Source organism: Candidatus Dormiibacter sp., from assembly GCF_050999135.1.
In the GTDB taxonomy this organism is placed as follows: domain Bacteria; phylum Chloroflexota; class Dormibacteria; order Dormibacterales; family Dormibacteraceae; genus Dormiibacter; species Dormiibacter spiritus.
The window spans coordinates 23,961-47,413 of sequence record NZ_JBPCPN010000050.1 but is presented as its reverse complement, the minus strand read 5'-3'; the positions used below and the strand labels follow the sequence as shown (position 1 = coordinate 47,413).

The 23,453-nt window shown below is 66.6% G+C and carries 23 protein-coding genes; 15 read left to right on the top strand and 8 right to left on the bottom strand.

The window, feature by feature from the left end; all coding sequences use genetic code 11:
• Positions 1-20: 20 nt before the first annotated feature.
• Complete coding sequence (locus ACR2MZ_RS12415; RefSeq protein ID WP_434005347.1) at positions 21-605, bottom strand: QcrA and Rieske domain-containing protein; 585 nt, start codon at positions 603-605, stop codon at positions 21-23.
• A 111-nt stretch (positions 606-716) separates the two neighbouring features.
• Between ACR2MZ_RS12415 and ACR2MZ_RS12410 the strand changes: the two genes are divergently transcribed.
• Together ACR2MZ_RS12410 and ACR2MZ_RS12405 are read left to right on the top strand one after the other, a co-directional pair.
• Entirely contained in the window at positions 717-2,183 is a 1,467-nt protein-coding gene (locus tag ACR2MZ_RS12410; RefSeq protein WP_434005346.1) for a flippase, read from the top strand.
• On the top strand, positions 2,180-2,956 hold the full coding sequence (locus ACR2MZ_RS12405) for a 3'-5' exonuclease (protein WP_434005345.1): 777 nt from the start codon (positions 2,180-2,182) through the stop codon (positions 2,954-2,956). Before ACR2MZ_RS12410 ends, ACR2MZ_RS12405 begins: the two co-directional genes overlap by 4 nt.
• Here the strand turns inward: ACR2MZ_RS12405 and dinB are convergent.
• Complete coding sequence (dinB, locus tag ACR2MZ_RS12400) at positions 2,940-4,019, bottom strand: DNA polymerase IV (RefSeq protein WP_434005344.1); 1,080 nt, start codon at positions 4,017-4,019, stop codon at positions 2,940-2,942. The genes ACR2MZ_RS12405 and dinB overlap by 17 nt on opposite strands.
• Positions 4,020-4,140: 121 nt before the next feature.
• Between dinB and ACR2MZ_RS12395 the strand changes: the two genes are divergently transcribed.
• From ACR2MZ_RS12395 to ACR2MZ_RS12370, 6 genes are read left to right on the top strand one after another with little or no spacing between them, the layout of a single operon-like run.
• Positions 4,141-5,295, top strand: coding sequence for a glycosyltransferase family 4 protein (locus ACR2MZ_RS12395; protein WP_434005343.1), 1,155 nt, complete (start codon positions 4,141-4,143; stop codon positions 5,293-5,295).
• A gap of 15 nt (positions 5,296-5,310) precedes the next feature.
• The gene (locus ACR2MZ_RS12390; protein ID WP_434005342.1) at positions 5,311-6,603 is read left to right on the top strand and encodes a UDP-glucose dehydrogenase family protein; all 1,293 of its coding nucleotides are present in this window, start codon (positions 5,311-5,313) and stop codon (positions 6,601-6,603) included.
• Positions 6,603-7,568 (top strand): UDP-glucuronic acid decarboxylase family protein, encoded by a 966-nt coding sequence (locus ACR2MZ_RS12385; RefSeq protein ID WP_434005341.1) that lies wholly within the window; start codon positions 6,603-6,605, stop codon positions 7,566-7,568. The genes ACR2MZ_RS12390 and ACR2MZ_RS12385 overlap by 1 nt, the downstream gene beginning before the upstream one ends.
• Positions 7,568-8,089, top strand: coding sequence for an adenine phosphoribosyltransferase (locus ACR2MZ_RS12380; protein WP_434005340.1), 522 nt, complete (start codon positions 7,568-7,570; stop codon positions 8,087-8,089). The genes ACR2MZ_RS12385 and ACR2MZ_RS12380 overlap by 1 nt, the downstream gene beginning before the upstream one ends.
• The gene (ahcY, locus tag ACR2MZ_RS12375; RefSeq protein ID WP_434005339.1) at positions 8,090-9,361 is read left to right on the top strand and encodes an adenosylhomocysteinase; all 1,272 of its coding nucleotides are present in this window, start codon (positions 8,090-8,092) and stop codon (positions 9,359-9,361) included. It abuts the gene before it with no gap.
• Positions 9,331-10,257, top strand: a complete 927-nt coding sequence (locus ACR2MZ_RS12370) for a patatin-like phospholipase family protein (protein ID WP_434005376.1) — start codon at positions 9,331-9,333, stop codon at positions 10,255-10,257. The genes ahcY and ACR2MZ_RS12370 overlap by 31 nt, the downstream gene beginning before the upstream one ends.
• On the opposite strand, the gene ACR2MZ_RS12365 is transcribed toward ACR2MZ_RS12370, so the two are convergent.
• Positions 10,258-11,070: a M55 family metallopeptidase gene (locus tag ACR2MZ_RS12365; protein ID WP_434005338.1), complete on the bottom strand. Its 813-nt coding sequence runs from the start codon at positions 11,068-11,070 to the stop codon at positions 10,258-10,260. It abuts the gene before it with no gap.
• A gap of 129 nt (positions 11,071-11,199) precedes the next feature.
• Between ACR2MZ_RS12365 and metK the strand changes: the two genes are divergently transcribed.
• Genes metK through ACR2MZ_RS12335 form a run of 6 tightly spaced genes read left to right on the top strand, consistent with a single transcriptional unit; the run spans position 11,200 to position 17,280 of the window.
• Positions 11,200-12,363, top strand: a complete 1,164-nt coding sequence (gene metK, locus ACR2MZ_RS12360; protein WP_434005337.1) for a methionine adenosyltransferase — start codon at positions 11,200-11,202, stop codon at positions 12,361-12,363.
• Positions 12,360-13,439, top strand: a complete 1,080-nt coding sequence (locus ACR2MZ_RS12355) for a mannose-1-phosphate guanylyltransferase (protein WP_434005336.1) — start codon at positions 12,360-12,362, stop codon at positions 13,437-13,439. Before metK ends, ACR2MZ_RS12355 begins: the two co-directional genes overlap by 4 nt.
• Before the next feature lie 7 nt (positions 13,440-13,446).
• Positions 13,447-14,871 (top strand): phosphoglucomutase/phosphomannomutase family protein, encoded by a 1,425-nt coding sequence (locus ACR2MZ_RS12350; protein ID WP_434005335.1) that lies wholly within the window; start codon positions 13,447-13,449, stop codon positions 14,869-14,871.
• The gene (locus ACR2MZ_RS12345; protein ID WP_434005375.1) at positions 14,849-15,235 is read left to right on the top strand and encodes a cupin domain-containing protein; all 387 of its coding nucleotides are present in this window, start codon (positions 14,849-14,851) and stop codon (positions 15,233-15,235) included. Before ACR2MZ_RS12350 ends, ACR2MZ_RS12345 begins: the two co-directional genes overlap by 23 nt.
• 56 nt (positions 15,236-15,291) lie before the next feature.
• Entirely contained in the window at positions 15,292-16,104 is an 813-nt protein-coding gene (locus ACR2MZ_RS12340) for a hypothetical protein (protein ID WP_434005334.1), read from the top strand.
• A gap of 27 nt (positions 16,105-16,131) precedes the next feature.
• Complete coding sequence (locus ACR2MZ_RS12335) at positions 16,132-17,280, top strand: AI-2E family transporter (RefSeq protein ID WP_434005333.1); 1,149 nt, start codon at positions 16,132-16,134, stop codon at positions 17,278-17,280.
• 80 nt (positions 17,281-17,360) lie between these two features.
• Here the strand turns inward: ACR2MZ_RS12335 and ACR2MZ_RS12330 are convergent, their stop codons facing one another.
• Entirely contained in the window at positions 17,361-18,488 is a 1,128-nt protein-coding gene (locus ACR2MZ_RS12330) for an NAD(P)/FAD-dependent oxidoreductase (RefSeq protein ID WP_434005332.1), read from the bottom strand.
• Positions 18,489-18,538: 50 nt separating this feature from the next.
• On the opposite strand from ACR2MZ_RS12330, the gene ACR2MZ_RS12325 reads away from it, so the two are divergent.
• Positions 18,539-19,564, top strand: a complete 1,026-nt coding sequence (locus tag ACR2MZ_RS12325; RefSeq protein WP_434005331.1) for a Vgb family protein — start codon at positions 18,539-18,541, stop codon at positions 19,562-19,564.
• Between the two features lie 39 nt (positions 19,565-19,603).
• Here ACR2MZ_RS12325 and ACR2MZ_RS12320 read toward each other — a convergent pair whose 3' ends face one another.
• The 4 genes from ACR2MZ_RS12320 to ACR2MZ_RS12305 are packed head-to-tail and all read right to left on the bottom strand — an operon-like array spanning position 19,604 to position 23,403.
• Positions 19,604-20,314 carry an ABC transporter ATP-binding protein gene (locus tag ACR2MZ_RS12320; protein WP_434005330.1) on the bottom strand — a complete coding sequence of 237 codons (711 nt, stop codon included), beginning with the start codon at positions 20,312-20,314 and terminating at the stop codon, positions 19,604-19,606.
• A gap of 19 nt (positions 20,315-20,333) precedes the next feature.
• Positions 20,334-21,161, bottom strand: a complete 828-nt coding sequence (locus tag ACR2MZ_RS12315; RefSeq protein WP_434005329.1) for an ABC transporter ATP-binding protein — start codon at positions 21,159-21,161, stop codon at positions 20,334-20,336.
• Positions 21,158-22,360 carry a branched-chain amino acid ABC transporter permease gene (locus ACR2MZ_RS12310; RefSeq protein ID WP_434005328.1) on the bottom strand — a complete coding sequence of 401 codons (1,203 nt, stop codon included), beginning with the start codon at positions 22,358-22,360 and terminating at the stop codon, positions 21,158-21,160. The genes ACR2MZ_RS12315 and ACR2MZ_RS12310 overlap by 4 nt, the downstream gene beginning before the upstream one ends.
• Positions 22,357-23,403 (bottom strand): branched-chain amino acid ABC transporter permease, encoded by a 1,047-nt coding sequence (locus ACR2MZ_RS12305; RefSeq protein WP_434005327.1) that lies wholly within the window; start codon positions 23,401-23,403, stop codon positions 22,357-22,359. The genes ACR2MZ_RS12310 and ACR2MZ_RS12305 overlap by 4 nt, the downstream gene beginning before the upstream one ends.
• Positions 23,404-23,453 lie beyond the last annotated feature (50 nt).

Here is a 23,453-nt window from a genome sequence, read left to right as displayed (position 1 = left end):
CTCGCCATTTTGGTTTCCCGCTAGCCCACGCCCGGCAGATCGACGCCGTGGACGATGATCTCGTTGGGCTTGGCGCCCTTCTTCCAGGTGTAGTGAGAGAGCGGGCTCGTCGCCGGGCCGCGCTTGACATTGCCGTTCAGGCCGAACGCGGAGCCATGGCAGGGGCAGCTGAAGCCCTGGCCCTCGTTCAGCGAAACGCTGCAGCCCAAATGCGAGCAGGTGGCCGACAGCAGTGCCACGTTGCCACCTGCCTTGATCGCAAAACCCTTGAAGGCGATCTTCCCCGGATGGTTGTCGCCGCCTCCGTCTGCCATCACGAAGCCCTTTCCTGCGGGAGCGTCGAAGCTGACACCCTGACCGTCCTGCAGCTGATCCAGCGGCTTGTCCAAGGTGATTGGGAGGTCCAGGAACTTGTTGGCGCCGGCGCCGGGAACTATGTAGACGAGCAGCGGCGCCAGGCCGGCCAGGCCGATGGCGCCCATCAGGCCGCCCAGAAACCAGACTATGAAGTTGCGGCGGTTGGTCTTCTGAAGCAGTGTCGAGGTGGTCTCTTCGGCCGGGGTAGCGATCTCTTTTCTGGCTCCTTTCAGAGGCCAATCTAGCACAGGGGGAACCTCTCAACGCCACGCTCGCTCGCAAGACCGAAGCGCCCGCCCAAGTGACGCCATCTCCTCGACGCGAGCCTGCGAGCGCAGCCGTCAACTAGCATGAGCGCGTTGGCACACGTCCCGGCCCCGAGCGGCGCCGCCAGTCAGCTCAGAGAGGGCATGGGCTCGCGATCACTTCGCAATACAACGCTGGTGCTCGCGGCCCGGGTTCTGTCGCGGCTCGTGGCCCTCCTCACAGTGGGGCTCATGACCGGCTACCTGCTGGCCCAGGATTACGGTCGCTTCCAGCTCCTGATCACCGTCTCTGGCCTCGTCACAGTGGTTCTTGATCTGGGCTTCAACACCCTCTTCACCCGGGAGGCGGCGCGGCGGCCGGCAGAGATCAGCCGCTACCTGGGCAACCTGATTCCAGTTCGCCTCCTCTTCGCACCGCTGGCACTCCTGGTCTTTGCCCTGGCGCTTTGGCCGTTGGACCTTGCTCAGTTCCTATTGCCCGGCTTCGTGCTCATGCTCGTCACCTCCTTCTCGAACCTGCTGCGGGGCGCGCTGTACGCCGTGCAGCGGCTGGCTTTCGAGGCGGTCGCGATAGTGGCCGAGAGCCTGATCCTCATCGCGCTGGTGGTGTTCGGCATCAGGACCAAGCAGACACTCCCCTTCTTCCTCTGGGCCTACGCCGCCAGCTACGGGTTCTCCTGCGTCTACTTCGCGCTGGTGCTGCGGCTGCGGGGGCTGGCCAGGCTCGAGCTCCACTTCGAGCCGCAGCTGATCCGGCGCTGGCTCTGGGCAGGCCTGCCCTTTGCCCTCACGCTGGTCATCACAGGCATCTACTTCAAGATCGATCAGCCAATCCTGAAAGCCATGCGGGGCTTCACGGAGGCGGGCTGGTACGGGGCGGCATACAAGCCATTCGAGGCACTTCTCTTCGTCCCTCTCTCGATGCTCAACGTGGTCTTTCCCGCCCTGGCTGTGCACCATCGCGAGGGAACCGGCCAGGTCGGTTGGGCGGTCAACCGCTTCTACAAGGCGCTGCTGCTGTTGGGCTGGCCGGCCACAGTGGGTCTCTTTCTCCTGACCGACGCCTTTCGCGTGATCTACCAGTACCCGGAGGCGACGCCCGCCCTGCGCATCCTCTCCCTGGGCGTCGTGTTCATGTTCATCAGCACAGCCTTCACCGGCGCCCTCAACGCCATCGATCGGCAGGCGCTGTTCACGGTTGCCGCGCTGGGCTCGATGGTGGTGAACGTGGCCTGCAACCTAATTCTGATCCCGCTCTACGGCTATCTGGGCGCCAGTGCCGCGACTGTGCTGACCGAGGCGGCACTTACTCTCCTGGGTGCCGTGCTGGTCTTTCGCCACCTGGGCAGGATGCCGCTTTTCCACCTCAGCTGGCGCGTGCTGCTGGCAGGCCTGGTCATGGGCGCCGCCCTCTATCCGTTCCAGCACCGGACAGGCGTCACCGCACTGCTGGTCATAGCCGGTGGGGCTTTGGTCTACGGGCTGGCTCTACTCGTGCTGCGCGCTCTGGACGAACAGGAGTGGGCGCTGGTCCGGCGTGCCCTGGGCCGGTCCTCGTGAACCGACCGCTCGTGAAGGACCTGATGCTGAAGCCGCGGAGCGGCCGCGGCCTCGTGCCGTTCCAGCGCGGCCCGCTGCCGCAGCCCTCGCCGGTGGTGTCGGAGACTCCACTCGGTGAAGCCCAGTTCGTCGCCTTCGACATCGAGACCACCGGCAATACGCCCTTCCTGGTCATCGAGATAGGCGCCGAACGCTTTGAGCTGGAAGGCTCACTCTCGCTCTTCGACACCCTGGTCAAGACCGGCGCTCCCATCAATCCGTACGCTCGGCGCCGACATCTCATCAGCCCTGACATGCTGAGAGGGGCACCCGGCTTCGCCGATGTCAGACCAGCGTTCCTCCACTTCGCCGAAGGAGCCGCTCTGGTCGAGCACAGTCATGACGCCTTCGACAGCTACCTGATCGGCAGGGGTCTGAAGCAGAAGCTGGAGCACCCAGTCCTCGACACCTCAGCCCTCGCCCGGGCGGTGCTCGAGCTGCCCGCCGGGCAGACGCCTGGCCTCGCCCGGGTCGTGGAGATGCTGGGTGTCGAGGCCTCACCCGCGCATGCAGCGCTGAGCGACGCGCAGGCCACGGCGGCGGTTTTCCGACGCCTGGCGCTGCTGGGCTCAGAACGGCTCGGCTGGCGGACGGTGGGGGACCTCCTTCAGGCCCAGGTGCGGCCGGTGGTGGACCGTTCAGCTCTGGAGGGCCGGGCCAAGCCGCGCCGGCGCCGGCGTTCGGGCGAGATGTCGGGCCGCGAGCTACCGGCCGGCCCTACTCGAACAGCGTGAGTTGAAGCTGCGGCTGGGGGTGCTTCAGGCCGCTGACGCCGACTCCCAGCAGGCGCACCGGGCGGTCTTCGAAGTACGACTTCCGCAACGCGCTCAGCGCGGCCCGGAAGATGCTTTCGGGGTCGTCGGTGGGGCTGGTCTGGCTGACCTGGCGGCTCAGCTGGCCGTAGCCGGTGAGCTTCAGCTTGATGTAGACAGTCCGGGCCTGGAGCAGATCTCCGCGCAGCCTCTCAGATACCGCCTGGACCAGCTCCCGGAGCGAAACCTCCAGCTGCTCGCGGTCGGTGACGTCATCCTCAAACGTGCGCTCGGCGCTGATGGTCTGAGCCGGCTTGGCCCCCCGCACGGGGTTCCGGTCGCGCCCCTGGGCCAGCCGCTGCAGCATGGCGCCGGAACTGCCGAACGCCTGCAGCAGCCGCTGGGTGTCGTAGTCGGCCAGCTCCCCGACTGTGCGAACGCCCATCAGGCGCAGCTTCTCTTCGGTTTTCGGGCCCAGGCCCGGCACCACTCCCACGGGCAGGGGTCCGAGAAAGCTGGCTTCCTGGCCGGGCTGGATGATCACCAGGCCGTCAGGCTTTCGGCTGGCGCCGGCGACCTTGGCGACGAGTTTGCTGGTCGCCACTCCGACGCTGGCAGTGAGCTTCACCTCCTCCTGGATGGCGAACTTGATCCGCCGCCCGATCTCCTCCGGCCCCGCGTGCCGGCTCCGCACGGTGACGTCGAGATACGCCTCGTCCAGGGCTACCCCTTCGATCAGTTCGGCGGTGGTCAGGCGCCGGAAGATGGCGTGAACGCGGCGGCTGGCGTCCTTGTAGCGCGCTGGGTCCGGGGGTACCACCGTCAGCCCCGGACACCGCTCCAGCGCCTCGTGCAGAGGCTGAGCCGAGTGCACGCCATGGCTGCGCGCTTCATAGGAGGCGCCCATCACGACTGCTCGCTTGTTGCGTCCGGCCACGGCCAGCGGTCGGTGCCTGAGTGAGGCGTCATCGCGCTGGTGGACCGAGGTGTAGAAGGCGTCGAGGTCGACGTGGAGGATGGTCCGCGGCCAGTCAGTCCTGGCCATTTCTCAGGCGCCGCCGACCGTTTGGGTGATGGGCACTTCCTGCCGATATTGCCACAAGAGCTTGTGGCTAACCTACGCAGCGTGCGCCGCGTGTTGCAGCTGGCCTCGAGAGGAGGCGCCGATGGCGAGTGATCCCGAGCGGAGTGGCGCGCGGGGCCGCGTGCTGATCGACGCCCGGCCGCTGCAGGGCGAGGACGCCAAGCGGGGCATCGGCACCTATGTCCGGGGTCTGCTCGCCGGTCTTTTGGAGGAGGGCTTCGACGATCGAGTGGCTCTTCTGATCGACCTCCGGGAGCCGGCGCCGGAGGTGCCCGCCGGCGGTTTCGTCGCGTACGGCGTCCGCCCGCGCTACAGGGGCCGGCTCGGCCTCTGGGAAGAGGCTGTGACGATGGGTCGAAAATTGACTCTGATCCAGCCTGACCTCTACCACGCCACCACGCTGGCGCTGCCCAGCCGGTCGTCAGTTCCCCTGGTGGCGACCCTTCATGACCTGATCCCCTGGGCGTTGGGCGGTCGACGCCTGCTCGGCGAGCGACTGCGCTGGCGGGTGGGGCGGCGGCTGCTGAGCGGAGCAGACCTGGTACTGGCAGTCTCCCGGCACACCGCCGCCGACGGCCTGCGCTATGCCGGGCTTCGACCGGACCGGCTCCGAACCGTACAGCCTGGATTGGGGCGAGGCTTCCGGCCGCAGGGGGGCGCCGCAGGGCGCGTGGCCGCTCGGCATGCGATCAGCAAGCCCTATCTGTTCTATGCCGGAGCGCTGGACGCCCGCAAGGATCCGCGCGCGCTGCTGAAGGCTTGGCAGACGGCGCGGCTCGGGGGCGCCGATGTCGACCTGGTGCTGGGCGGCAGCGCCGGCAGTCAGGCGCCGCCCGATATGGGGGAGGCCCGGCGCCTCGGCTATGTGAGCCATGAGGAACTTGTCGATCTCTACTCTGCTGCAGCCTGCTTCCTCTTTCCCAGCCGTTACGAGGGGTTCGGCCTGCCGGTGTTGGAGGCGTTCAGCTGCGGGGCGCCGGTGGTGGCCTACAACAACTCGAGCCTGCCCGAAGTGATGGGGGACGCCGGAGTGCTGGTCAAGGACGGCGACGCCGAGGCAATGGGTCGGGCAGCTGCCGAACTGGTGTTGAATCCGGCCAGACGGGCTGCCCAGGTGCAGGCCGGGCTGGCCCGCGCCGCCGAGTTCAGCTGGCGGGCGACGGCCCGTGCCACCATCCGAGCCTACGAATCACTGCTTGGCAGCCGCAGCTCGGATGAGCGGGCGCCGATTACCTGACATAATGCGGATGCCTTGAGCCACATTGCGGTGGTGGGCGCCGGCTACGTCGGGCTGACGACGGCTGCCTGTCTAGCGGACCTCGGGAACAAGGTCTGTGTCATCGACATCGACGACGTGAAGATCCGCGCCCTGCGGCGTCACCGGCTGCACTTCTATGAGCCCGGGCTGCAGGAGGTGGTCCAGCGCAACGGCATGGCCGGCCGTCTCAACTTCACTACCGTGTACTCAGAGGCGGTCGCAGGCGCCGGCATCGCCTTCATAGCTGTCGCCACCCCGGAAGGGGAGGGCGGTGAAGCCAACCTCGACCACGTGCGCAGCGCGGCCGCATCGATCGCCGAGCACCTGACAGGTCCGATAGTCATAGTCAACAAGTCAACCGTGCCGATCGGAACCGGGGACTTCGTGTCAGAGGTGTTCCAGAAGCACCAACCCCAATTCCAGGTCGACGTCGTCTCCAACCCCGAGTTCCTTCGCGAGGGCTCGGCGCTGCACGACTTCATGAAGCCGGATCGCGTGGTCATCGGAGCCAACAACGAAGCGGCTGCCGACCAGGTGGCCAAGCTCTACGAACCGCTCAACGCCCCCATCCTCCGTTACAACCTCTACACGGCCGAGATGGTGAAATACGCCTCCAACGCCTTCTTGGCCGCGCGAATCTCCTTCATCAACGAGATCTCCCGCATCTGCGAGCGGGTGGACGCTGACGCGAAGCGGGTGGCGGAGGGCATGGGCCTTGACAAGCGGATCGGCCCGCACTTCTTGGAGGCTGGCATCGGCTATGGTGGCTCGTGCTTTCCGAAGGACGTGAAGGCGCTCGCCGCAATCGCTGAGCGGTTCAACTACCACCCCGAACTGCTGCACGCGGTTATGGCCATCAACCGCGATCAGCGCACGCTCGCTGTTGAGAAGCTGCGTGAGTGCCTGGGCACGCTGCGCGGTCAGCGCATAGGCCTCTTCGGGCTGGCCTTCAAGCCGAACACTGACGACATGCGGGAGGCGCCCAGCCTGGAGATCGCCCACCTGCTGCTGCAGAAGGGCGCCAAGGTCTGTGGCTACGACCCGGCTGCCGGGAAGAAAGCCAAGGCCCTGCTGCCTGAGCTCGACGTACGGCGGGACGCCTACGCAGTTGCTCGGGACGCCGATGCCGTGGTGGTCGTGACCGAGTGGAACGAGTTTCGGCAGCTCGACCTGGCCAAGCTGAAGCGCGCCATGCGCCGGCCCGTGGTGGTCGATGGGCGCAACATCTACGACCCGGCGCGGATGCGCAGCCTGGGCTTCGTCTACCGCGGAATCGGCCGCAACTGATGCCGGCGGAAAAGAAGTCCGGCTCGACCAGGGCTGTGGTTTCCGGCGCGGCCGGCTTTCTCGGCTCGCACCTCTGTGATCGCCTGTTGGCGCGTGGCTGGGAGGTCGTCGGGCTGGACAACCTGGTGACGGGGGTGCCTGACAACCTGGCTCACCTCGCCGGCGAGCGGCGGTTCTCGTTCCTGCGCCACGACGTGAGCGAGGGAATCGGGATCGAGGGCCCTGTCGACTGCGTCCTCCACTTCGCCTCGCCCGCCTCGCCCGTGGACTTTGCGCAAATCCCTGTGGACATACTGCGGGTCGGCACCTTCGGCACCCAGGCGATGCTGCGGCTAGCCGAGGACAAGGGTGCCCGCTTCCTTCTGGCATCGACCTCCGAGGTCTATGGCGATCCCCTCGTCCATCCGCAGCCGGAGTCCTATTGGGGAAACGTGAACCCGATTGGTCCCCGCAGCTGTTACGACGAGGCGAAGCGCTGCGCGGAGGCCTTCACCTTCGCCTACCACCGCACGCGCCGGGTGGAGACGCGGATCGTGCGGATATTCAACACCTACGGCTCCCGCATGCGAGTGGATGATGGCCGGGTGATTCCCAACTACTTCCGGCAGGCGCTGCAGGGAGAGCCGCTCACCGTGTACGGAGACGGTTCGCAGACGCGCTCGCTCTGCTACGTGGACGACCTGATCAGCGGCGCTCTTGCGGTGCTGGACGGCCCGGATCCCGACCCGTTCAACATCGGCACTCAATACGAGGTCACCATGCTGGAGCTGGCTCAGAGGGTGAGGTCGGTGACCGGCAGCAGCTCCGAAATCGTCTTCCAGCCGCTGCCCCAGGACGACCCCAAGCAGCGGCGGCCAGACACCCAACGGGCGAAGGAGCGGCTCGGCTGGGAGCCGCAGGTCGCGATCGAGGAAGGGCTCGCCTTGACGCATGAGTACTTCCGCCTGGCCTTGGCGGGGCGCTGATGGAGCTGCGCAACTTCATCCGCGAGGTGCCCGACTTTCCCCAGCCGGGCATCCTCTTCCGGGACATCACGCCGCTGCTCGCTCATCCGGAAGCACTGAGGGAATCGGTCGAGGTTATGAGCCGGCCCTGGTTGGAACAGAAGATCGATCTCATCGCCGCCATGGAGGCGCGGGGCTTCATGTTCGGCGCCGCCATGGCGATCAGGCTCGGGGCCGGCTTCGTGCCCGTCCGCAAGGAGGGGAAGCTGCCCTGGAAGACCCGGGCCATCTCCTACACGCTGGAATATCGCGACGACATCCTGCACGTGCATGAGGATGCGGTCAGGGCAGGTCAGCGGGTGCTTGTCGTCGACGACGTGATAGCCACCGGCGGGACCGCCGGCGCCGTCGTGGAACTGATCAGGCAGCTGGGCGGAGAGGTGGTGGGCGCTCAATTCCTCGTCGAGCTGGCAGGTCTGGCCGGCCGGGATCACCTGCCTCAATTGGAGGTCCGGAGCGTCATCCGGTATGAAGGAACCTGAATGACAACTGAACTCAAGCTATCCGACGTGAAGGACCCGGGGCTCGCCGGCCAGGGCCAGGCATTGATCGAGTGGGCGTCCCGCGAGATGCCGGTTCTGAAGCTGATTCAAGAGCGTTTCGAGCAAGAGCGGCCGCTGGCCGGGCTGCGAATCTCGGCTTGCCTCCACGTCACTTCGGAAACCGCCAATCTGATGCTCACACTGCAGGCCGGCGGGGCTGACGTCGCGCTCTGCGCCTCCAATCCGCTCTCCACCAACGACGCGGTCGCAGCCGCACTCTCCGAGCGGCACGGCATCAAGACCTTCGCCATCAAGGGCGAGGACAACGACACCTACTACAGCCATTTGGCGGCTGCTCTCGATCACGAGCCGAACTTCACGATGGACGACGGCGCCGACCTGGTCACCATGCTCCATCGGGACCGCAGGCAGGGGCTGCCGGCAGTTAGGGGCGGGACCGAGGAGACAACGACTGGCGTCGTGCGCCTGCGGGCCATGGCCGCTCAGGGGGTGCTCGGTTATCCCATCATCGCCGTCAATGACGCCGACACCAAGCACCTCTTCGACAACCGTTACGGCACCGGGCAGAGCACTCTGGACGGAATCATTCGGGCCACCAACGTGCTGCTTGCCGGCAAAACCTTCGTGGTCGCCGGTTACGGCTGGTGCGGGCGCGGCCTGGCGAGCCGGGCCAAGGGTCACGGCGCTGACGTGATAGTCACCGAGGTCGATCCCGTTCGGGCGCTGGAGGCGGCAATGGACGGCTTCCGGGTCATGCCGATGGCCGACGCGGCCCGGCAGGGCGACATCTTCTGCACGGTGACAGGTGACGTCAACGTCTTGGACCGCAGCCACTTCGAGACCATGAAGGACGGCGCCATCCTCGCCAACTCGGGTCACTTCAACTCCGAGATCAACCTCTCGGCGCTCGACGACATGGCCACCGAGGTCCGAGCGGTGCGGCCCTCGGTGCAGCAGTACAGGCTGCGCGACGATCGTCGCCTGCACGTCCTGGGGGAGGGCCGGCTCGTCAACCTGGCGGCGGCCGAGGGTCATCCCGCTGCTGTGATGGACATGAGCTTCGCCAACCAGGCGCTCTCGGTCGAGCACATGGCGCGACATCACGAGGAGCTGGAGCGCAATGTGTACTCGGTTCCAGTCGAGATCGACAAGGACGTCGCCCGGCTGAAGCTGCAGGCGATGAAGATCGGCATCGACCGCCTGACCGAGGAGCAGGAGCGATACCTCAACTCCTGGGAAGAGGGAACCTAGCCCGAAGAGACGGCAAGGATGCCCGCCGAAGGACCTGGGTCCTGGGCGGCGGCGGCGCCCGTGGCGCCGCCCAGGTGGGCGTCCTCCTGGCGCTGTTCGAGGCGGGTATCGCACCACCCGAGCGCCTGATCGGAGTCAGCGTGGGAGCGCTCAACGCGGTGGTCATCGCCGCCTATCCCTCTCTGGCAGGAGCGCACATGCTCCGTGAGATCTGGCTCTCCAAGCCGGCAGCTGACGTGTTTCGCGGTCATCCGCTGAGCCTGCTGATGACCCGCATGCGCACTCAGGGCATCTCGGTCCTGCCGGCCAGGAACGTTGCCCGGGTGATCGACCGCAGCGTTGACGTGACCGGGACGGAGACCTTTGAGCAGCTGAAGGTGCCGCTGCAGGTTGTGGCCACCAACCTCCACGCCGGCACCTCCCGGGTGTTCGACAGCGGGCCCCTGCGGCTCGCCCTGCAGGCTTCGACAGCGATCCCGGGCGTGTTTCCACCGGTGGACATCGACGGCCACGGCTATCTGGACGGCGGCATCATCGACAATCTGCCCATCTCGCTGGCCGTGGAGAGCGGCGCGCGAGAGATCCTGGCGATCAGCCTGATGGCCGGGGGCGAGGTCGACCGCCTACCTGGCAATTGGGCGGAGTTGCTGGCGCGGACTCTGCAGTTGGCGCTCCATCACCGGGCTCTGAGCGACTTTGAGCGGCTGAAGCGACGCGTCCGGCTGCTGCTCCTCTGTCCGGTGCTGAAGCCTGAGCAGGGTCTCGACATGCAGCGCGCTCACGTCGAGGAGATGATCGAGGCAGCTCGCCAGGCCACCACCCAGCTGCTTCAGGACGCCGGCCGGACGCTCTTCCGCAGCTCAGCAGTGCACTACTTGAACCTGGCCGGCGGCTAGCTATAGGTAGAACTGCCGCCAGGCGGTCCACCAGTCAGGTCCTGTGCTGCGGATACGGCGGCCGTCCAGAATCTCCACTTGAGGCCGGTTTCGATACCGCTCAGGACCGTCGGCGTGGGCGTACTCGACCTCGATGGCGCAGGGTCGACCGGGGTCGTAGGGCCGTACCGCGGCCAGGTCGCCGAGGGCCGAGCTGGCAGCTGCCTCGATCCTCCGCCGGGCCTCCGCCGGCTGCAGGTGGCGGGCGCTGAAGCGGCCGATGCCCGTCTTGACGGCAACCGTGGTAAGGCCGGAGCCGAGCAGGTCGCTGGCCTCCGCCGCGGTTTGGGCGTCTCCGGTCACGAGCAGGACCGGGCAGCCCCACTGGCCGCAGAGGGCGGCGTTGATGCCGGTCTCGCCGACCAGGCGGCCGTTGAACCAGAGGTTGTGCCACTGGCTGCCTGATACGGTGTGCGACAGGACGCCCGCAGGCGTGCCGGCTCGGGCATGCATACCGATCAGCAGGGCACCGTCGCACCCCTGCTCGAGCGGCTCCACGTACTCGGTCCAGGAGGATTGGACCGCAAACTCGCAGCCCCGCTCCAGCCGCTCCGGGATCAGCGAGTTGAACGACCAGTCACCGCCGGCGCCGTGGCAATCGAGGACTATCACCTCGCTCGCTCCGCCCGAACGTGCTCCTCGCACGGCCGCGTTGACCTCCTCCGTGTAGAGGATGCGGGCCTCCTGATAGGCCGAGGAGTCGCCTCCAGTGGTCTGCGCCCACTTGCTGATGCCGGCCACCCCCTCCATGTCGGCCAGGATGAGAACCCGCATTCGAGGAGCTTAGGGCAGGCACAACGGGCTGGTAGGCTGACCAAAACCAGTCGGGAATGCCCGGGGCGTCTGGGGTCGGCCCATGCGGTGGCGCGACCTTGCCGGCGTCCGGAGTCTCAGGAGGTACGCATGGCGAAGAGCGCGCACAGCCCAGCCCAGTCGGTTTTCACGTCTGAATCGGTCGCGGAGGGCCACCCTGACAAGGTGGCCGATCAGATCTCCGACGCGGTGCTCGACTCCATTTTGGCCAAGGATCCACTCGCGCGGGTGGCCTGCGAGACGACAGTCACCACTGGCCTGGTGCTGGTCTCCGGTGAGCTCAGCACCGACTGCTATGTCGACATCCCGAGGATCATCCGACAAACCGTCCGCGAGGTCGGCTACACCCGAGCCAAGTACGGGCTGGACGCCGAGACCTGCGGTGTGCTGGTCAGCATCGATGAGCAGTCACCCGACATCGCCCAGGGGGTTGACGTGGGGGGCGCCGGCGACTCCGGCATGGTCTTCGGCTTTGCCTGCCGGGACACACCTGAGCTCATGCCGCTCCCGATCCAGCTCGCTCACCGGCTCTCGCGCCGCCTGGCGGAGGTGCGGAAGTCGCGAGCGCTGCCCTACCTGCGGCCCGATGGAAAGGTGCAGGTGACAGTCGGCTACGACGAGGCCGGCAGTCCCTGCTCGGTCGAAACCGTGGTGGTCTCCGCCCAGCACAATGAGGAGGTGGATCAGGAGCAGCTCCGTGACGACCTCATAAAGCAGGTCCTGGAACCCGTCTTGAAGGATGGGCTGGCGACCGACGGCACCCGCTATCTGATCAACCCCACAGGCCGTTTCGTGATCGGGGGGCCGGCGGCCGACGTGGGCCTGACAGGGCGCAAGGTGATAGTCGACACCTATGGCGGTTGGGCCCGGCACGGCGGCGGCTGCTTCTCGGGCAAGGATCCGACCAAGGTGGACCGCGCCGGGGCGTACGGCGCGCGCTACGTCGCCAAGAACATAGTTGCCGGCGGCCTCGCCGAGCGCTGCGAGGTGCAGCTCTCTTACGCGATCGGCGTCGTCAAGCCGGTGGCCCTGCGGATCGACACCCAGGGCACCGGGACAGTGGGCGAGAGAGAGCTGGAGCGGGCTGTCAACCGCCTCTTTGATCTGAGCCCGCTGGGCATCATCAAGGAGCTCAACCTGCGGCGGCCGCTGTTCCGCGCGACAGCCTGCTACGGTCACTTCGGCCGGACCGACATCGATGCGCCCTGGGAGGACACGAGTCGGGCGGTGGAGCTGGCGGCGGAAGTCGCTTGACGCGCCCTCGACACTTCTACGCTGTCATTCCGGCCGGGGGCGCCGGCTCAAGGCTCTGGCCGCGCTCCCGGCGCAGCTCGCCCAAGCATGTGCTGCCACTCTCGGGCAGCGGCCAGCCGCTGCTGGTGGAGGCGTACGAGCGGATCGCCCCCCTGGCCGCGGAGACGCTCATCCTGACGGAAGTCAGCCAGCTGTCCCTGCTGAGCGGGCTCCTACCCGGGCTGGACAGCAGTGGATTCATAGTCGAGCCGGCCGCTCGGGGCACAACCAATGCCCTCGGCCTGGCGGCATTGACACTCCTGGAGCGGGACCCTGAGGCGCTGATGCTCTCCCTGGCGGCGGACCACGTCATCAAGGGTGCCGCCGCCTATCGTGCCGCTGTTCGAACAGCTCGGCACGTGGCGGCGGCGACGGGAGAGCTGGTCACTATTGGGCTGCTGCCCACGTACCCGGCCACCGGCTTCGGCTACATCGACGCGGGAAGGGAGATGAGGGGCCTGGGCTGGACGGCGCGCCGGGTGGATGGGTTCACTGAGAAGCCACCGCTGCGAGCGGCGACTCGCTACGTCGCGAGTGGCCACCACTACTGGAACCTGAACATGTTCTGCTTCCGCTGCGACGCTTTCGCCGAGCAGCTGCGCGAACACGGCAGGGATCACTACGACGGTCTGGTTCGTGTCCTCCGGGCCCGGCGCGAAGGCGACGAGGGGAAGGCGGCGGAGATCTACTGCAGCCTGCCCACCGACGCTGTCGACTACACGGTGATGGAGCGCACCAAGCGGCTGCTCATGGTGCCGGCGGAGTTTGAGTGGACTGATGTCGGGTCTTGGGCGGATCTCGCCGAGCTGCTGCCGACCGACCAAGAGGGAAACCATGTGGAGGGCGACGCCGTGCTCATCGATACGACCGGCGCCTACGTCTCCGCCCCCGGCAAGTTGGTGGCTATGATCGGCGTTCAGGACCTGATAGTGGTCGACACTCCTGCCGCCCTCCTGGTCTGTCCCAAGGAGCGGGCCCAGGACGTGAAGAAGGTGGTCCAGTCCCTGAGTCGCGACGGGCGCGCTCAGTACCTTTAGTACGGCGGTGGCTATCAAGTTCGGGACCGACGGCTGGCGCGGTGTCGTCGGCGACGACTTCACCTATGAGAACGTGCGCTTGGCTGCGGCCGGCATCGCCCGTTCTTTGGGCAGCGGCACAGTGGTTGTCGGCTACGACCGCCGCTTTGCTTCAGAGCTGTTCGCAGAAGAGGTGGCGCGGGTGCTGGCCGGCAAGGGCCTGCAGGCGCTTCTCTTCGACCGGGCGACGCCCACCCAGGTCGCCTGCTGGACGGTGGTGGATCGAAGAGCTGCGGGAGCTGTCATAGTCACCGCCAGCCACAATCCCTACATCTTCAACGGCTTGAAGTTCCGGCCGGAGACAGGCAGTTCAGCCCCGGCTGACCTGATCGAGCGGTTGGAGGAGGCGATCGCGGCAGTGGCGGAGGGCGCTGCGCGCGTCCAACGGGCGGAGCCGAATGACGAGCGGATCCAGCGCCTCGATCCGCGGCCATCGTACTTCCAGCAGGTGGGCCGGATGGTCGACCTGGAAGCCATCCGGCGATCTGGTCTGAGTCTCGTCCATGAAGCGATGCACGGCTCGGGGGCCGGCTACGTGGCCGAGCTGGCCGGCGGCGGCCGAACCGGTGTCACCGAGCTGCACGCTGAGCGCAACCCCTGGTTCGGCGGCGTCAACCCCGAGCCCATCCCGGCCAACCTGCGGGAGGCGCTGGGCCTGATGGGCTCCGGCGGTCACGATCTTGCCATCTGCACTGACGGTGACGCCGACCGGGTGGGGGTCATCGACGAGCGCGGCCATTTCGTCAACCAGCTGCAGGTTTTCGCGCTGCTGATCCGTTATCTGGTCGAGGTCCGCGGCCTTCGGGCGCCGATCGTGAAGAGCATCAACATGACCTTCATGGCAGACCGTCTGGCCGAGCGCTACGGGCTGGTGGTGCACGAGGTTCCCATCGGCTTCAAGAGCATCGCGCCCAGGATGATGGCCGTCGATGCGCTCGTGGGCGGTGAGGAGTCAGGCGGCTTCGCCTTCCAGGGACACATCCCGGAAAGGGATGGGCTGCTGGCAGGCCTTTTCTTCGCCGACTACCTGGCCCGGACCGGCAAGCGTCTATCGGAACTGCTCCAAGAGCTGGCGGAACTCGTCGGCCCGAGCGCGTACGCCCGGCACGATCATCACCTGCCCCGGGACGACTACGCTCAGGAGCGGCGGAGGATCCTGGGCCTTCTGGCTGAGCGTTCTCCGCAGGAGGTTGCCGGAGTGCGGGTGGCTGCCACCCGGGTTGACGACGGCTACAAATTCACCCTGATCGACGGCAGCTGGGTGCTGCTGCGCGCCAGCGGAACCGAGCCGCTGATCCGCGTCTACTCCGAGGCCGCGACTGCCGACGAGGTGGCTGCCCGCCTCGCGGCGCTGGAGGAGATAGTTGGACTTGAACGACGCGTCGCCGCCTGAGACGCGGCCGACCAAGGTGCGGAAGGCGGCGGAGAGCCGCACCGACAAGCCCTGGGGCTACGAGCTGCGTTGGGCGATCACCGACAGGTATCTGGGCAAGATCCTTCACGTGAATGGAGGTGAGGCACTCTCGCTGCAGTATCACGTCCGGAAGGACGAGTGCATCCTGCTCTCGTCAGGAATCTTGGACCTGGAACTGGACGGTGAGGTGCATCGGCTTGAGCCAGGCGACACCGCCCACATCACGCCCGGCACCCGGCACCGCATGACTGCTGTCGAGGACTGTGACATCTTCGAGGTTTCCACTCCAGAGATAGACGACGTCATCAGGCTCGAAGACCGCTACGGGCGCCAGGGAACCTGACCGGCACCTGCGGAGCCCGCCGAAGCGGACAGGTCGCTCGGTAACATCAAGCGCTCGTGAAGACACCGCCTCCCGCCGACGATCACGTGCTGCCTCCGCTGAGGTCGGTTCCGCAAAGGGACTTCCGCTTCCTCGTCTTCGCCGGCGTCATCCTGGTCGCGCTGGCTTTGGGCCTCCAGTCAGACCTGGTGGGGAATCAGATCTGGGCTCTGAGCGGAGGGCTGGTCCTGCTCGCCGCAGCAGTCCTCGCCGGCTATCTGAGGGTGGAGTCGAGGCTGCCCGCGATCGAGCACTTTGTGCCGGTCGCCCTGGCGGTGGTTGCGCTGACCGGAGTCGCGCTGCTCAGCCGCGGCCACTTCTTGCGCTACGCAGCTGCCGCCGCCGCCTTCGGGATCGCGTTCGCGGCGGTGGCGCAGCTGGACCTGAAGCACCTGCGAGCCCAGGCCAAACCCGGCCATCTGATAGTTCAGGACACGGTCCTCGTGGTCTGCGTGGCAGGCGCCTTCCTCGGCGTGTTGATAGCCACCCAGGACCTCGCCATCAGGCTGGGAGCTGTCTTCGCCATCGCCGGTCTGGCCAGCTATCGCAGCTTCCGGGTACTGGGCGCCCCGATTCCGGGCCGGCCGGCTCTCATGTTCGCCGCGCTGGTGGCGGAGCTGGTCACCTTCTTCGCCTGGGCCCTGAGCGCCACAGCATATTTCGGCGAAGGGTTGTTTGCGGTCATGCTGATGCTCATCTGGTACGTCAACCGCGGCTTCGTCAGGCACACGTACGAGAGGAGTCTCACCCGGCAGGTCTTCCTGGAATACGGGCTGCTCGGCCTACTGGCGGCATTCCTCTTCTTCGTGAGCCGGCAACCACTTCACTAGGCAGATAGAAGGAATGCCTCCCCGCCGATGATTCCCTCCCCAGCGCCCGCCCGCCTTCAGCGGGCTCTCATGGTTCCGCTCATCGTGCTGGCCTGGCTGGCCATCGCCGTAATCGTGGTGTGGCTGATCAGCCACGTCACGAAAGCTCTGCTCATCCTTGTGCTGGCGGCTGTGATCGCGTTTGCTGTGACGCCTCTGGTCAAACTGCTGAGCCGCTATATGAAGCGGGTGTTCGCGATCGCCATCTCCTACCTCATTGGTTTCACTGTGGTCTTCGGCCTTCTCACATTCATCGCGCTCTCGGCAGCCAACGAGATCAGCAACTTCGTCTCCCATCTGGGGGACTACACGCGCGCCCTGCAGGACCTGCTGCCGACCTACGAACGCCTGCTGCAGCCGTTCGGGGTGAGCCATGCTCAGGTTCTCGCGGCGGAACGCCAGGCGGTCGCCTCGCTTCAGGGCTTGGCCGCCAATGCCGCGAAGGATGTGTTCGGTGTCGTGCAGACAGTGCTTGGCACAGTCGTTGACGGAGTCCTGGTGCTGATCCTGAGTATTTACCTGACGGCGAGTGGGCCCCGCTTCACCCAGTGGATGCACGACCAACTGCCTGGCACGCAGCAGAAGCGGACCAACCAGATGCGTCACATCGTGAACACTGTGGTGGGCGGCTACGTCCGCGGGACCCTTACCCTGTCGGTGCTGATCGGTGTCCTGGTCTTCATAGGCATGGAGCTCATCGGCGTTCGGTACGCCTTGCTGCTTGGCATCCTCGCCTTCTTCATGGAGTTCGTTCCCATTCTCGGTGTGATGGTCTCGGGCGCCGTGTGCGTGCTGGTTGGACTCTTCGGGGGCGGTGCTGGGCCTGATCTGATCAGGGCCGGCCTGGTGCTGATCTGGTTCATAGTCGTTCACATCATCGAAGGGGATGTGGTGGGGCCGCGAATCATGGGCAAAGCCGTGGGTATCCATCCCGCGGTGGCCATTCTTGCCCTGGTCGCAGGGAGCGAGCTGTTCGGCCTTTGGGGTGCCCTCTTCGGCGCGCCCATCGCCGGCCTCCTCCAGGCCACAGTGATGGCCGCCTTCAAGGAGTACAAGACCGCGAACGCGCCGCCGCAGGTAGTCGCGCGCGAGTTGGAATCCGTGGAGCCAGAGCCGCTGCCGGCGTCGTCGAGCTGACCGCGCGAGGGGAGCCGGCCCGCCAAAACCGGGGCCAGTACGCTTCCTGACTCAGAGAGACCGCCGCAGGCAGTCGAGCTTCAGGGAAAGAGGTCGTGCACCCTTCGCCGGCCGATGAGGTGCTCGGCCAGGCGCTTGGCGCAGTTGAAGGCGTAGGCCATTCCGTGGCCGTTGTAGCCGGCGCTGAGGTAGACGTTCGGCAGATCCGGCAGCGGGCCCACCAGCGGCAGCTCAGTCTGTGTGAAGCCCATGATTCCGGCCCAGCGATGGCTTGTCCGGCCGCTCTGGCCCAGCCCCCGCAGGTGCTCGTCCAGGCAGGCCTGCAGCTGTGGCGTCGGCACCGCCTCGTAGCCAACCTCCGTCGTCAGGAAGTGGTTGCGGTAGCCGCCGGCCAGCAGTGTGCCGTCGGCCAGCTGCCGCCAGTACTGGTAGCCCTCGTCGGAGTAGGTCGGCCGCTCCACCAGGCCGGGCCGCTCGCCGGCACTCGCCGCCATCTGGGCCCGAACGGGTGTGATGGGAGCTCCGGGCACGAGTTGGCCGGTATAGGCGTTGGTGGCCAGGATGACGGCGCCGGCCAGGCACTCGGCCTCTCCCGCGCGAACCCGAACCCCGTCGGTGCCTGCGTCCAAGCCATCCACCTTGACGCCTTCCCGAACGCTCCCGGGCCGGGCCCGGGCGGCCAGGACCAGCAGCGCCTCCAGCGGATTCAACTCCCCGTCGCCGGGGTTCAGGAGCCGGCCCTCCTGGAGACGAACGTCGGCGCCATCTTCGCGGAGCAGCAGCACAGACTCCTCCAGGTCGAGGGCCTCCTGAGGGGAGGCGGGCTGGGTGTAGCTGCCCAGCCGGCGGTAGCTGCGGGCACGTCCGCCCAGCGCCTCGGCGAGCAGCTCGTGCGTCTCGACTGTGAAGTGCCACAGCTCCTGGGCCCGCCGGCGGCCGAACCTGCGCACCGCTACCGCGTAGCACGAGGCTGTGCCAGCCAGCAGGAAGCCCGCGCTGCGGCCGCTGGCTCCAGCGCCCAGGCGATCCTGCTCCACCAGTACTACGCCAGGGATTGGGCGCAGCCAGTGCAGCAGTCCGAGCCCTGTGATGCCTCCGCCCACTATCAGCACATCGCAGCGGTCCGGCAGCGCGCCAACCTGATCTCGCGGTGAGAGGCCCCAGATCGGTGTGCCGAACGATTCCACAGAGAGGAGGTTAGCGGGCATGTCAACCGGCTATTTGACGCGGCTGTCGCCGGCATGATAGTGAGTTGGAGGTGAGGGTCACCATCCGGCGCCGGTCGGCGCCGCTGCTGGTGGTCTTCGTTCTAGGTCTGGCCGGCGCCTGCGGCCAACCGGCCTCGTCCGCTGCCCCGAGTCACACCTTCAAGGTGGGGGCCAACCCGGCGGGCATTGCTGTCGACGACAGGTCAGCCTGGGTGGCGAATGCCGCCGAGGGAACCATGAGCCAAATCGACGTCGCCAGCAACCGGGTGGTCCGCACAGTCCCGATAGGAGATCCGCGTCAGCTGCTGGATGCCGGCTGCGGGGCCGCTTCGATCCACCAGGTGCCGCACGGTTCCTTTCGCATCCGCTCCTGTGATGTGCCGCGGGCTGTCGCTGTCTCGCCGGGCTCCGTTTGGGTGGCGCGGGGCGACACCCGATCGATTGTCAGGCTGGACTCGAAAACCGGGCAGGTCATCGCGACCATCGCCGCAGACGTCCAGGCCTGGTACATCGCCGCCGGCGAGAGCGCTGTTTGGGCGAGTGACTACGACGCCGACACAGTGGTCAGGATCGACCCCGGCACCAACCGAGTGGTGGCCCGAGTGAGCCATCTTGGCCACGGACCGAGCGGGCTCGCAATCGGTTTCGGCTCAGTCTGGGTGGCCAGCAGCCGGGCCCAGCTGGTGACGAGGATCGACGCCAGCAGCAACACTGTGGCCGCCACCATCCCCGTCGGCCTTACGCCGCTGCCGGTGCTGGTGGCATTCGGCAGCGTCTGGGTGAGGAACGAAGAGCGCGAGGGCAACGGCAGCCTGAGCCGGATCGATCCCGGCAGCAATCGGGTTGTCGCCAGCGTACCGGTCGGCCCGGAGGCCGGCCGGGATGGGCTGGACGGGCTGGCAGCGCTCGGCAACCGGCTCTACGTGCCGGGATTGAGTCTGGAGGCTGTCGACCCGGGCAGCAACCGGGTGGTGAGCCGGCAGCCGCACACGTGCAACGCAGCCAGCGCAGGCGCCGGCTCGCTCTGGACAATCGACCTCGGCTATTCGGTGACCCGGCTCAGTCGGCCTGGCTGATCACAGGGCGCGGCCGGGTCGTGCCGACGCTGAGCCGCGTTACATGCCGAGATAAGCCTTGGCGATGTCCTCAGACTCGAGCAGCTCCCGGCCAGTGCCCGCCTTGACGATGTTGCCGGTCTCCAGAACGTAGGCGCGGTGCGCGATCTCCAGCGCCTTGTTGGCGTTCTGTTCGACCAAGAGCACGGGCACCCCTGACGCATTGATCTCAAGCACTATGTCGAAGATGGTCTGAATGAAGATGGGGGCGAGGCCCAGCGATGGCTCGTCCAGCATCAGCAGCTTGGGCTTGGACATGAGAGCGCGGCCGATCGCCAGCATCTGCTGCTCCCCACCGGAGAGCGTGCCCGCGATCTGGGATGCCCGTTCCTTTAGGCGGGGAAAGAGTTCGTAGACCCGGTCCAGGTCCTTCTGGATGCCCGCCTTGTCGCTGCGGGCGTAGGCGCCCATGAAGAGGTTGTCAGTCACCGTCATGCGGGCGAATAACCGCCTGCCTTCCGGCGACTGGCAGATGCCCTGTCCCACCCGAGCCGCTGCAGTGACGTTGTCCAGCGAGCGGCCATTGAAGGTGATGGTGCCTTCGGTGGGCCGGATCAAGCCGGAGATGGTGCGCAAGGTGGTCGTCTTTCCGGCTCCGTTGGAGCCGATAAGGGCGACGATCTCGCCCGCGTCCACGTGCAGGGTGATGCCATGGAGGGCTCGAACCCGCCCGTAGTAGGTCTGGAGGCCTTCAACCTCGAGGACAGCCATCAGTGTCCGCCGCCGAACATCAGGCTCCCTTGCCCAGATAGGCCTCGATCACCCGGGGGTTGCTGCGAACCTCCTGGGGGAGGCCTTCGGCGATCTTCTCACCGTGGTCCAGCACCACTATGCGGTCCGAGATGCCCATCACGAGCTTCATGTCGTGCTCGATCAGGAATACCGTGACACCGCTGTCCACTATCTTGCGGACCAGCGCCATCAGCTCGACCTTCTCCTGCGGCGTGAAGCCGGCGGCAGGCTCGTCCAGAAGTAAAAGCGTGGGGTTCGTGGCCAAAGCTCGAGCGATCTCCAGCCTGCGCTGCTGGCCGTAGGCCAGGTTGCGGGCGTAGTCCTGAGCCCGCCGCTGGATGCCTACGAACTGGAGCAGCTCATGGGCCCGCTCTGTCACCCGGCGCTCCTCGTTTCGGGCGGTGGGCAGCGTGAGCATGGCGTCCCAGAGCTTGGCTCGCATGCGGACGTGCTGGCCGACCCTGACGTTGTCAAGAGCTGTCATGTAGTCGAACAGGCGGATGTTCTGGAACGTCCTGGCGATGCCGAGATGCGCCACCTTGTGCGGTTTCAGGCCGGCGATGTTCTGGCCCTGGAAAACCACCTCGCCGCTAGTCGGCGCGAAGATGCCGGTGACGCAGTTGAAGAGCGTGGTCTTGCCGGCGCCGTTGGGGCCGATCAGAGCGAACACGTCGCCCCGCTTCACCGCGAAGTTCGCGTCATTGACGGCGGTGAGGCCGCCAAAGCGCTTGGTCACCGTGCGCAGGTCCAAGACCAACTGGGATGCCGGCGATCGAACGTCGGCGGTGGCAGCGGCGCCCGCGCCAGCGGGACGAACTTCACTCATGTTGCCGCGGCGTCAAACACTGATTCGTCGGTGGTGCCTCTCTGCAGTTCCTGCGCTCTCACCCGGCTGGGCAGCAAGCCCTGCGGTCTGAGCAGCATGGTGACTGCCAGGATGAGGCCGAAGATCACGAAGTTCAACCGGGTCGCGTAGTCGGTGGCGACGTTGGTGGCGTGCTGGCTGAGGTTCAGGGCACCCGCCCCGGCGGCCACCCAGTGAGGCAGGTCGCTCAATAGCTTGTACTGCACGAAGTAGATCACCAAGGCGCCCACGATGGCGCCCGGAATATTGCCCATGCCGCCCAGGGTGACCATGAGCAGGATGGTCACGGAGACCAGGAAAGTGAAGTTCTCAGGACTCACCGTCGAGAGCTTGGCGCCGAAGTAGCAGCCGGCGAAACCCGAGACGGAGGCGCCGATGGCGAAGGCCAGGAGCTTGATGTTCACCGTGTTCACGCCCATCGCCTCGGCGGCCACCTCGTCCTCGCGGACGGCCATCCAGGCCCTGCCGATCCGGGAGCGCTGGGCGTTGCGGATCACAACCACGACAGCGACGATGATCAGCACCATCAGCACGTAGTAGGCCGTCGGCTCGCCGGCCGTGAACTTCAAGTTCTGCACCACTGCGAAGCTGGCTCCCCCGTCCCAGGGCCCGTCGATCCAGTAGGGCAGGACCGGAGCGTCGATGGCGGAGATGGCGTTCACACCGCCGGTGAACTGGCTCAGATTGCGGAATACGCGCGGCACTATCTCGCCGAAGCCGAGCGTCACTATGGCCAGGTAGTCTCCCCGCAGGCGCAGCGTGGGCGCGCCCAGGATCGCGCCACAGGTCGCCGCGACCAGGACGGCCACGAACAGGAGCACCCAGAAGGGCAGGTGGACCTCATGGCCGATCGGGCTCAGCGCCAGCTGGCCCGAGGCCAGCATGCCGTAGGTGTAGGCGCCGATGGCGAAGAAGGCGGCGTAGCCCAGATCCAGCAGGCCGGCGAAGCCGACCACCACGTTGAGCCCGAGCGCCATCACGACGAACACCCCCGCGTCGGCCGCCTGGCTGACCAGGGCAGGGCCCTGGTCGGGGTTGATCAGGTAGACGAGGGTCGGATAGATGAGGGCCAGAAAGCCCAGCCCCACATAGGTGAGGGTGTTCGGGTCTCGCCAGTCGACTTTTGAGAAGCGCCGCCGAGCGGCGACTGCAACGCTCATTTCTCGGGCACCTGCATGCCGAGCAGGCCGGTTGGCCGAAAGACCAACACGTAGACCAGGATGGCGAAGATCAGCACGTCACTCCATTCCGAGCGCCCGTAGCCGTCGTTGAAGGCGCGGATCAGCCCGATCAGCAGCGCGCCGAGGGCGGCGCCCCGGATATTGCCGATGCCGCCCAGCACAGCTGCCGTGAAAGCAAAGAGGCCGGTGATGAAGCCGGTGTCGAAGCGGAAGTTGTGGAGGTAGAAGCCGTAGAGAATGCCGCCCGCCGCCGCCAGGGCGGCGCCTATGAAGAAGGTGGCGGAGATCGTGCGGTTGATGTCGATGCCCATCAGTTGGGCTGCATCGCGGTCCTGAGCCGTGGCCCGCATCGCCTTGCCCAGCTTGGTGCGTTCGATGAAGAGGGTGAGCAGAACCACCAGGACGAGGGCGGCTGCGATGAGAACTATCGACCTGTAGTCCACGTTGGCCGCGAGGACCGTGAAGTGGCCGCCCGGCAGCAGGTCGGGGGACTGGATGAAGTTGGGCCCCTTCCAGATGAACATGAGGCCCTCCAGGATGAACGACATGCCGACCGCCGTGATGAGCGGTGCCAGGCGCGGCTGATGCCGCAGTGGACGGTAGGCGACCCGCTCGATGAGAACGTTGATCCCGCCGTTGATGGCCATCGTCACGGCCATGACGCCGATCACCACGAACAGGGTCAGGAAGCCCAGGTTCAAGTCCTTGCCGGGCACAATGCCGATGAGGGAGAAGATCAGGACGCCGATGAAGCCACCCAGGGTGAAGATGTCGCCGTGGGCGAAGTTGATCAGCTCGATGATCCCGTAGACCATGGTGTAGCCGAGGGCGATCAGGGCCAGCACGGCTCCGTCGGTCACCCCGAACACCAGGATCTGCAGGAAGAAGCCAGGGTTCAAGAAAAGCCGGGGCAGGATCAGGACGAGGAACGCCACCAGCGGGACGCCGTAGAAGATCCAGCCGCCAACCCGGCCCGAGATGCCCAGCCGGGTCTGTTTCAGGGCGCCTGCGACTGTCGCCAAATCAGGTGCTGCTCCTTATTAAGAAGAGGGGGAGCCCCATGCGGGGCTCC

What these genes read in the sequence shown, in the direction of transcription:
- dinB (WP_434005344.1), bottom strand. Translation starts at nt 4,019, where the DNA reads ATGGCCAGGACTGACTGGCCGCGGACCATCCTCCACGTCGACCTCGAC.
- ACR2MZ_RS12395 (WP_434005343.1), top strand. Translation starts at nt 4,141, where the DNA reads ATGGCGAGTGATCCCGAGCGGAGTGGCGCGCGGGGCCGCGTGCTGATC.
- ACR2MZ_RS12385 (WP_434005341.1), top strand. Translation starts at nt 6,603, where the DNA reads ATGCCGGCGGAAAAGAAGTCCGGCTCGACCAGGGCTGTGGTTTCCGGC.
- ACR2MZ_RS12380 (WP_434005340.1), top strand. Translation starts at nt 7,568, where the DNA reads ATGGAGCTGCGCAACTTCATCCGCGAGGTGCCCGACTTTCCCCAGCCG.
- ahcY (WP_434005339.1), top strand. Translation starts at nt 8,090, where the DNA reads ATGACAACTGAACTCAAGCTATCCGACGTGAAGGACCCGGGGCTCGCC.
- ACR2MZ_RS12365 (WP_434005338.1), bottom strand. Translation starts at nt 11,070, where the DNA reads ATGCGGGTTCTCATCCTGGCCGACATGGAGGGGGTGGCCGGCATCAGC.
- metK (WP_434005337.1), top strand. Translation starts at nt 11,200, where the DNA reads ATGGCGAAGAGCGCGCACAGCCCAGCCCAGTCGGTTTTCACGTCTGAA.
- ACR2MZ_RS12335 (WP_434005333.1), top strand. Translation starts at nt 16,132, where the DNA reads ATGATTCCCTCCCCAGCGCCCGCCCGCCTTCAGCGGGCTCTCATGGTT.
- ACR2MZ_RS12330 (WP_434005332.1), bottom strand. Translation starts at nt 18,488, where the DNA reads ATGCCCGCTAACCTCCTCTCTGTGGAATCGTTCGGCACACCGATCTGG.
- ACR2MZ_RS12320 (WP_434005330.1), bottom strand. Translation starts at nt 20,314, where the DNA reads ATGGCTGTCCTCGAGGTTGAAGGCCTCCAGACCTACTACGGGCGGGTT.
- ACR2MZ_RS12315 (WP_434005329.1), bottom strand. Translation starts at nt 21,161, where the DNA reads ATGAGTGAAGTTCGTCCCGCTGGCGCGGGCGCCGCTGCCACCGCCGAC.
- ACR2MZ_RS12310 (WP_434005328.1), bottom strand. Translation starts at nt 22,360, where the DNA reads ATGAGCGTTGCAGTCGCCGCTCGGCGGCGCTTCTCAAAAGTCGACTGG.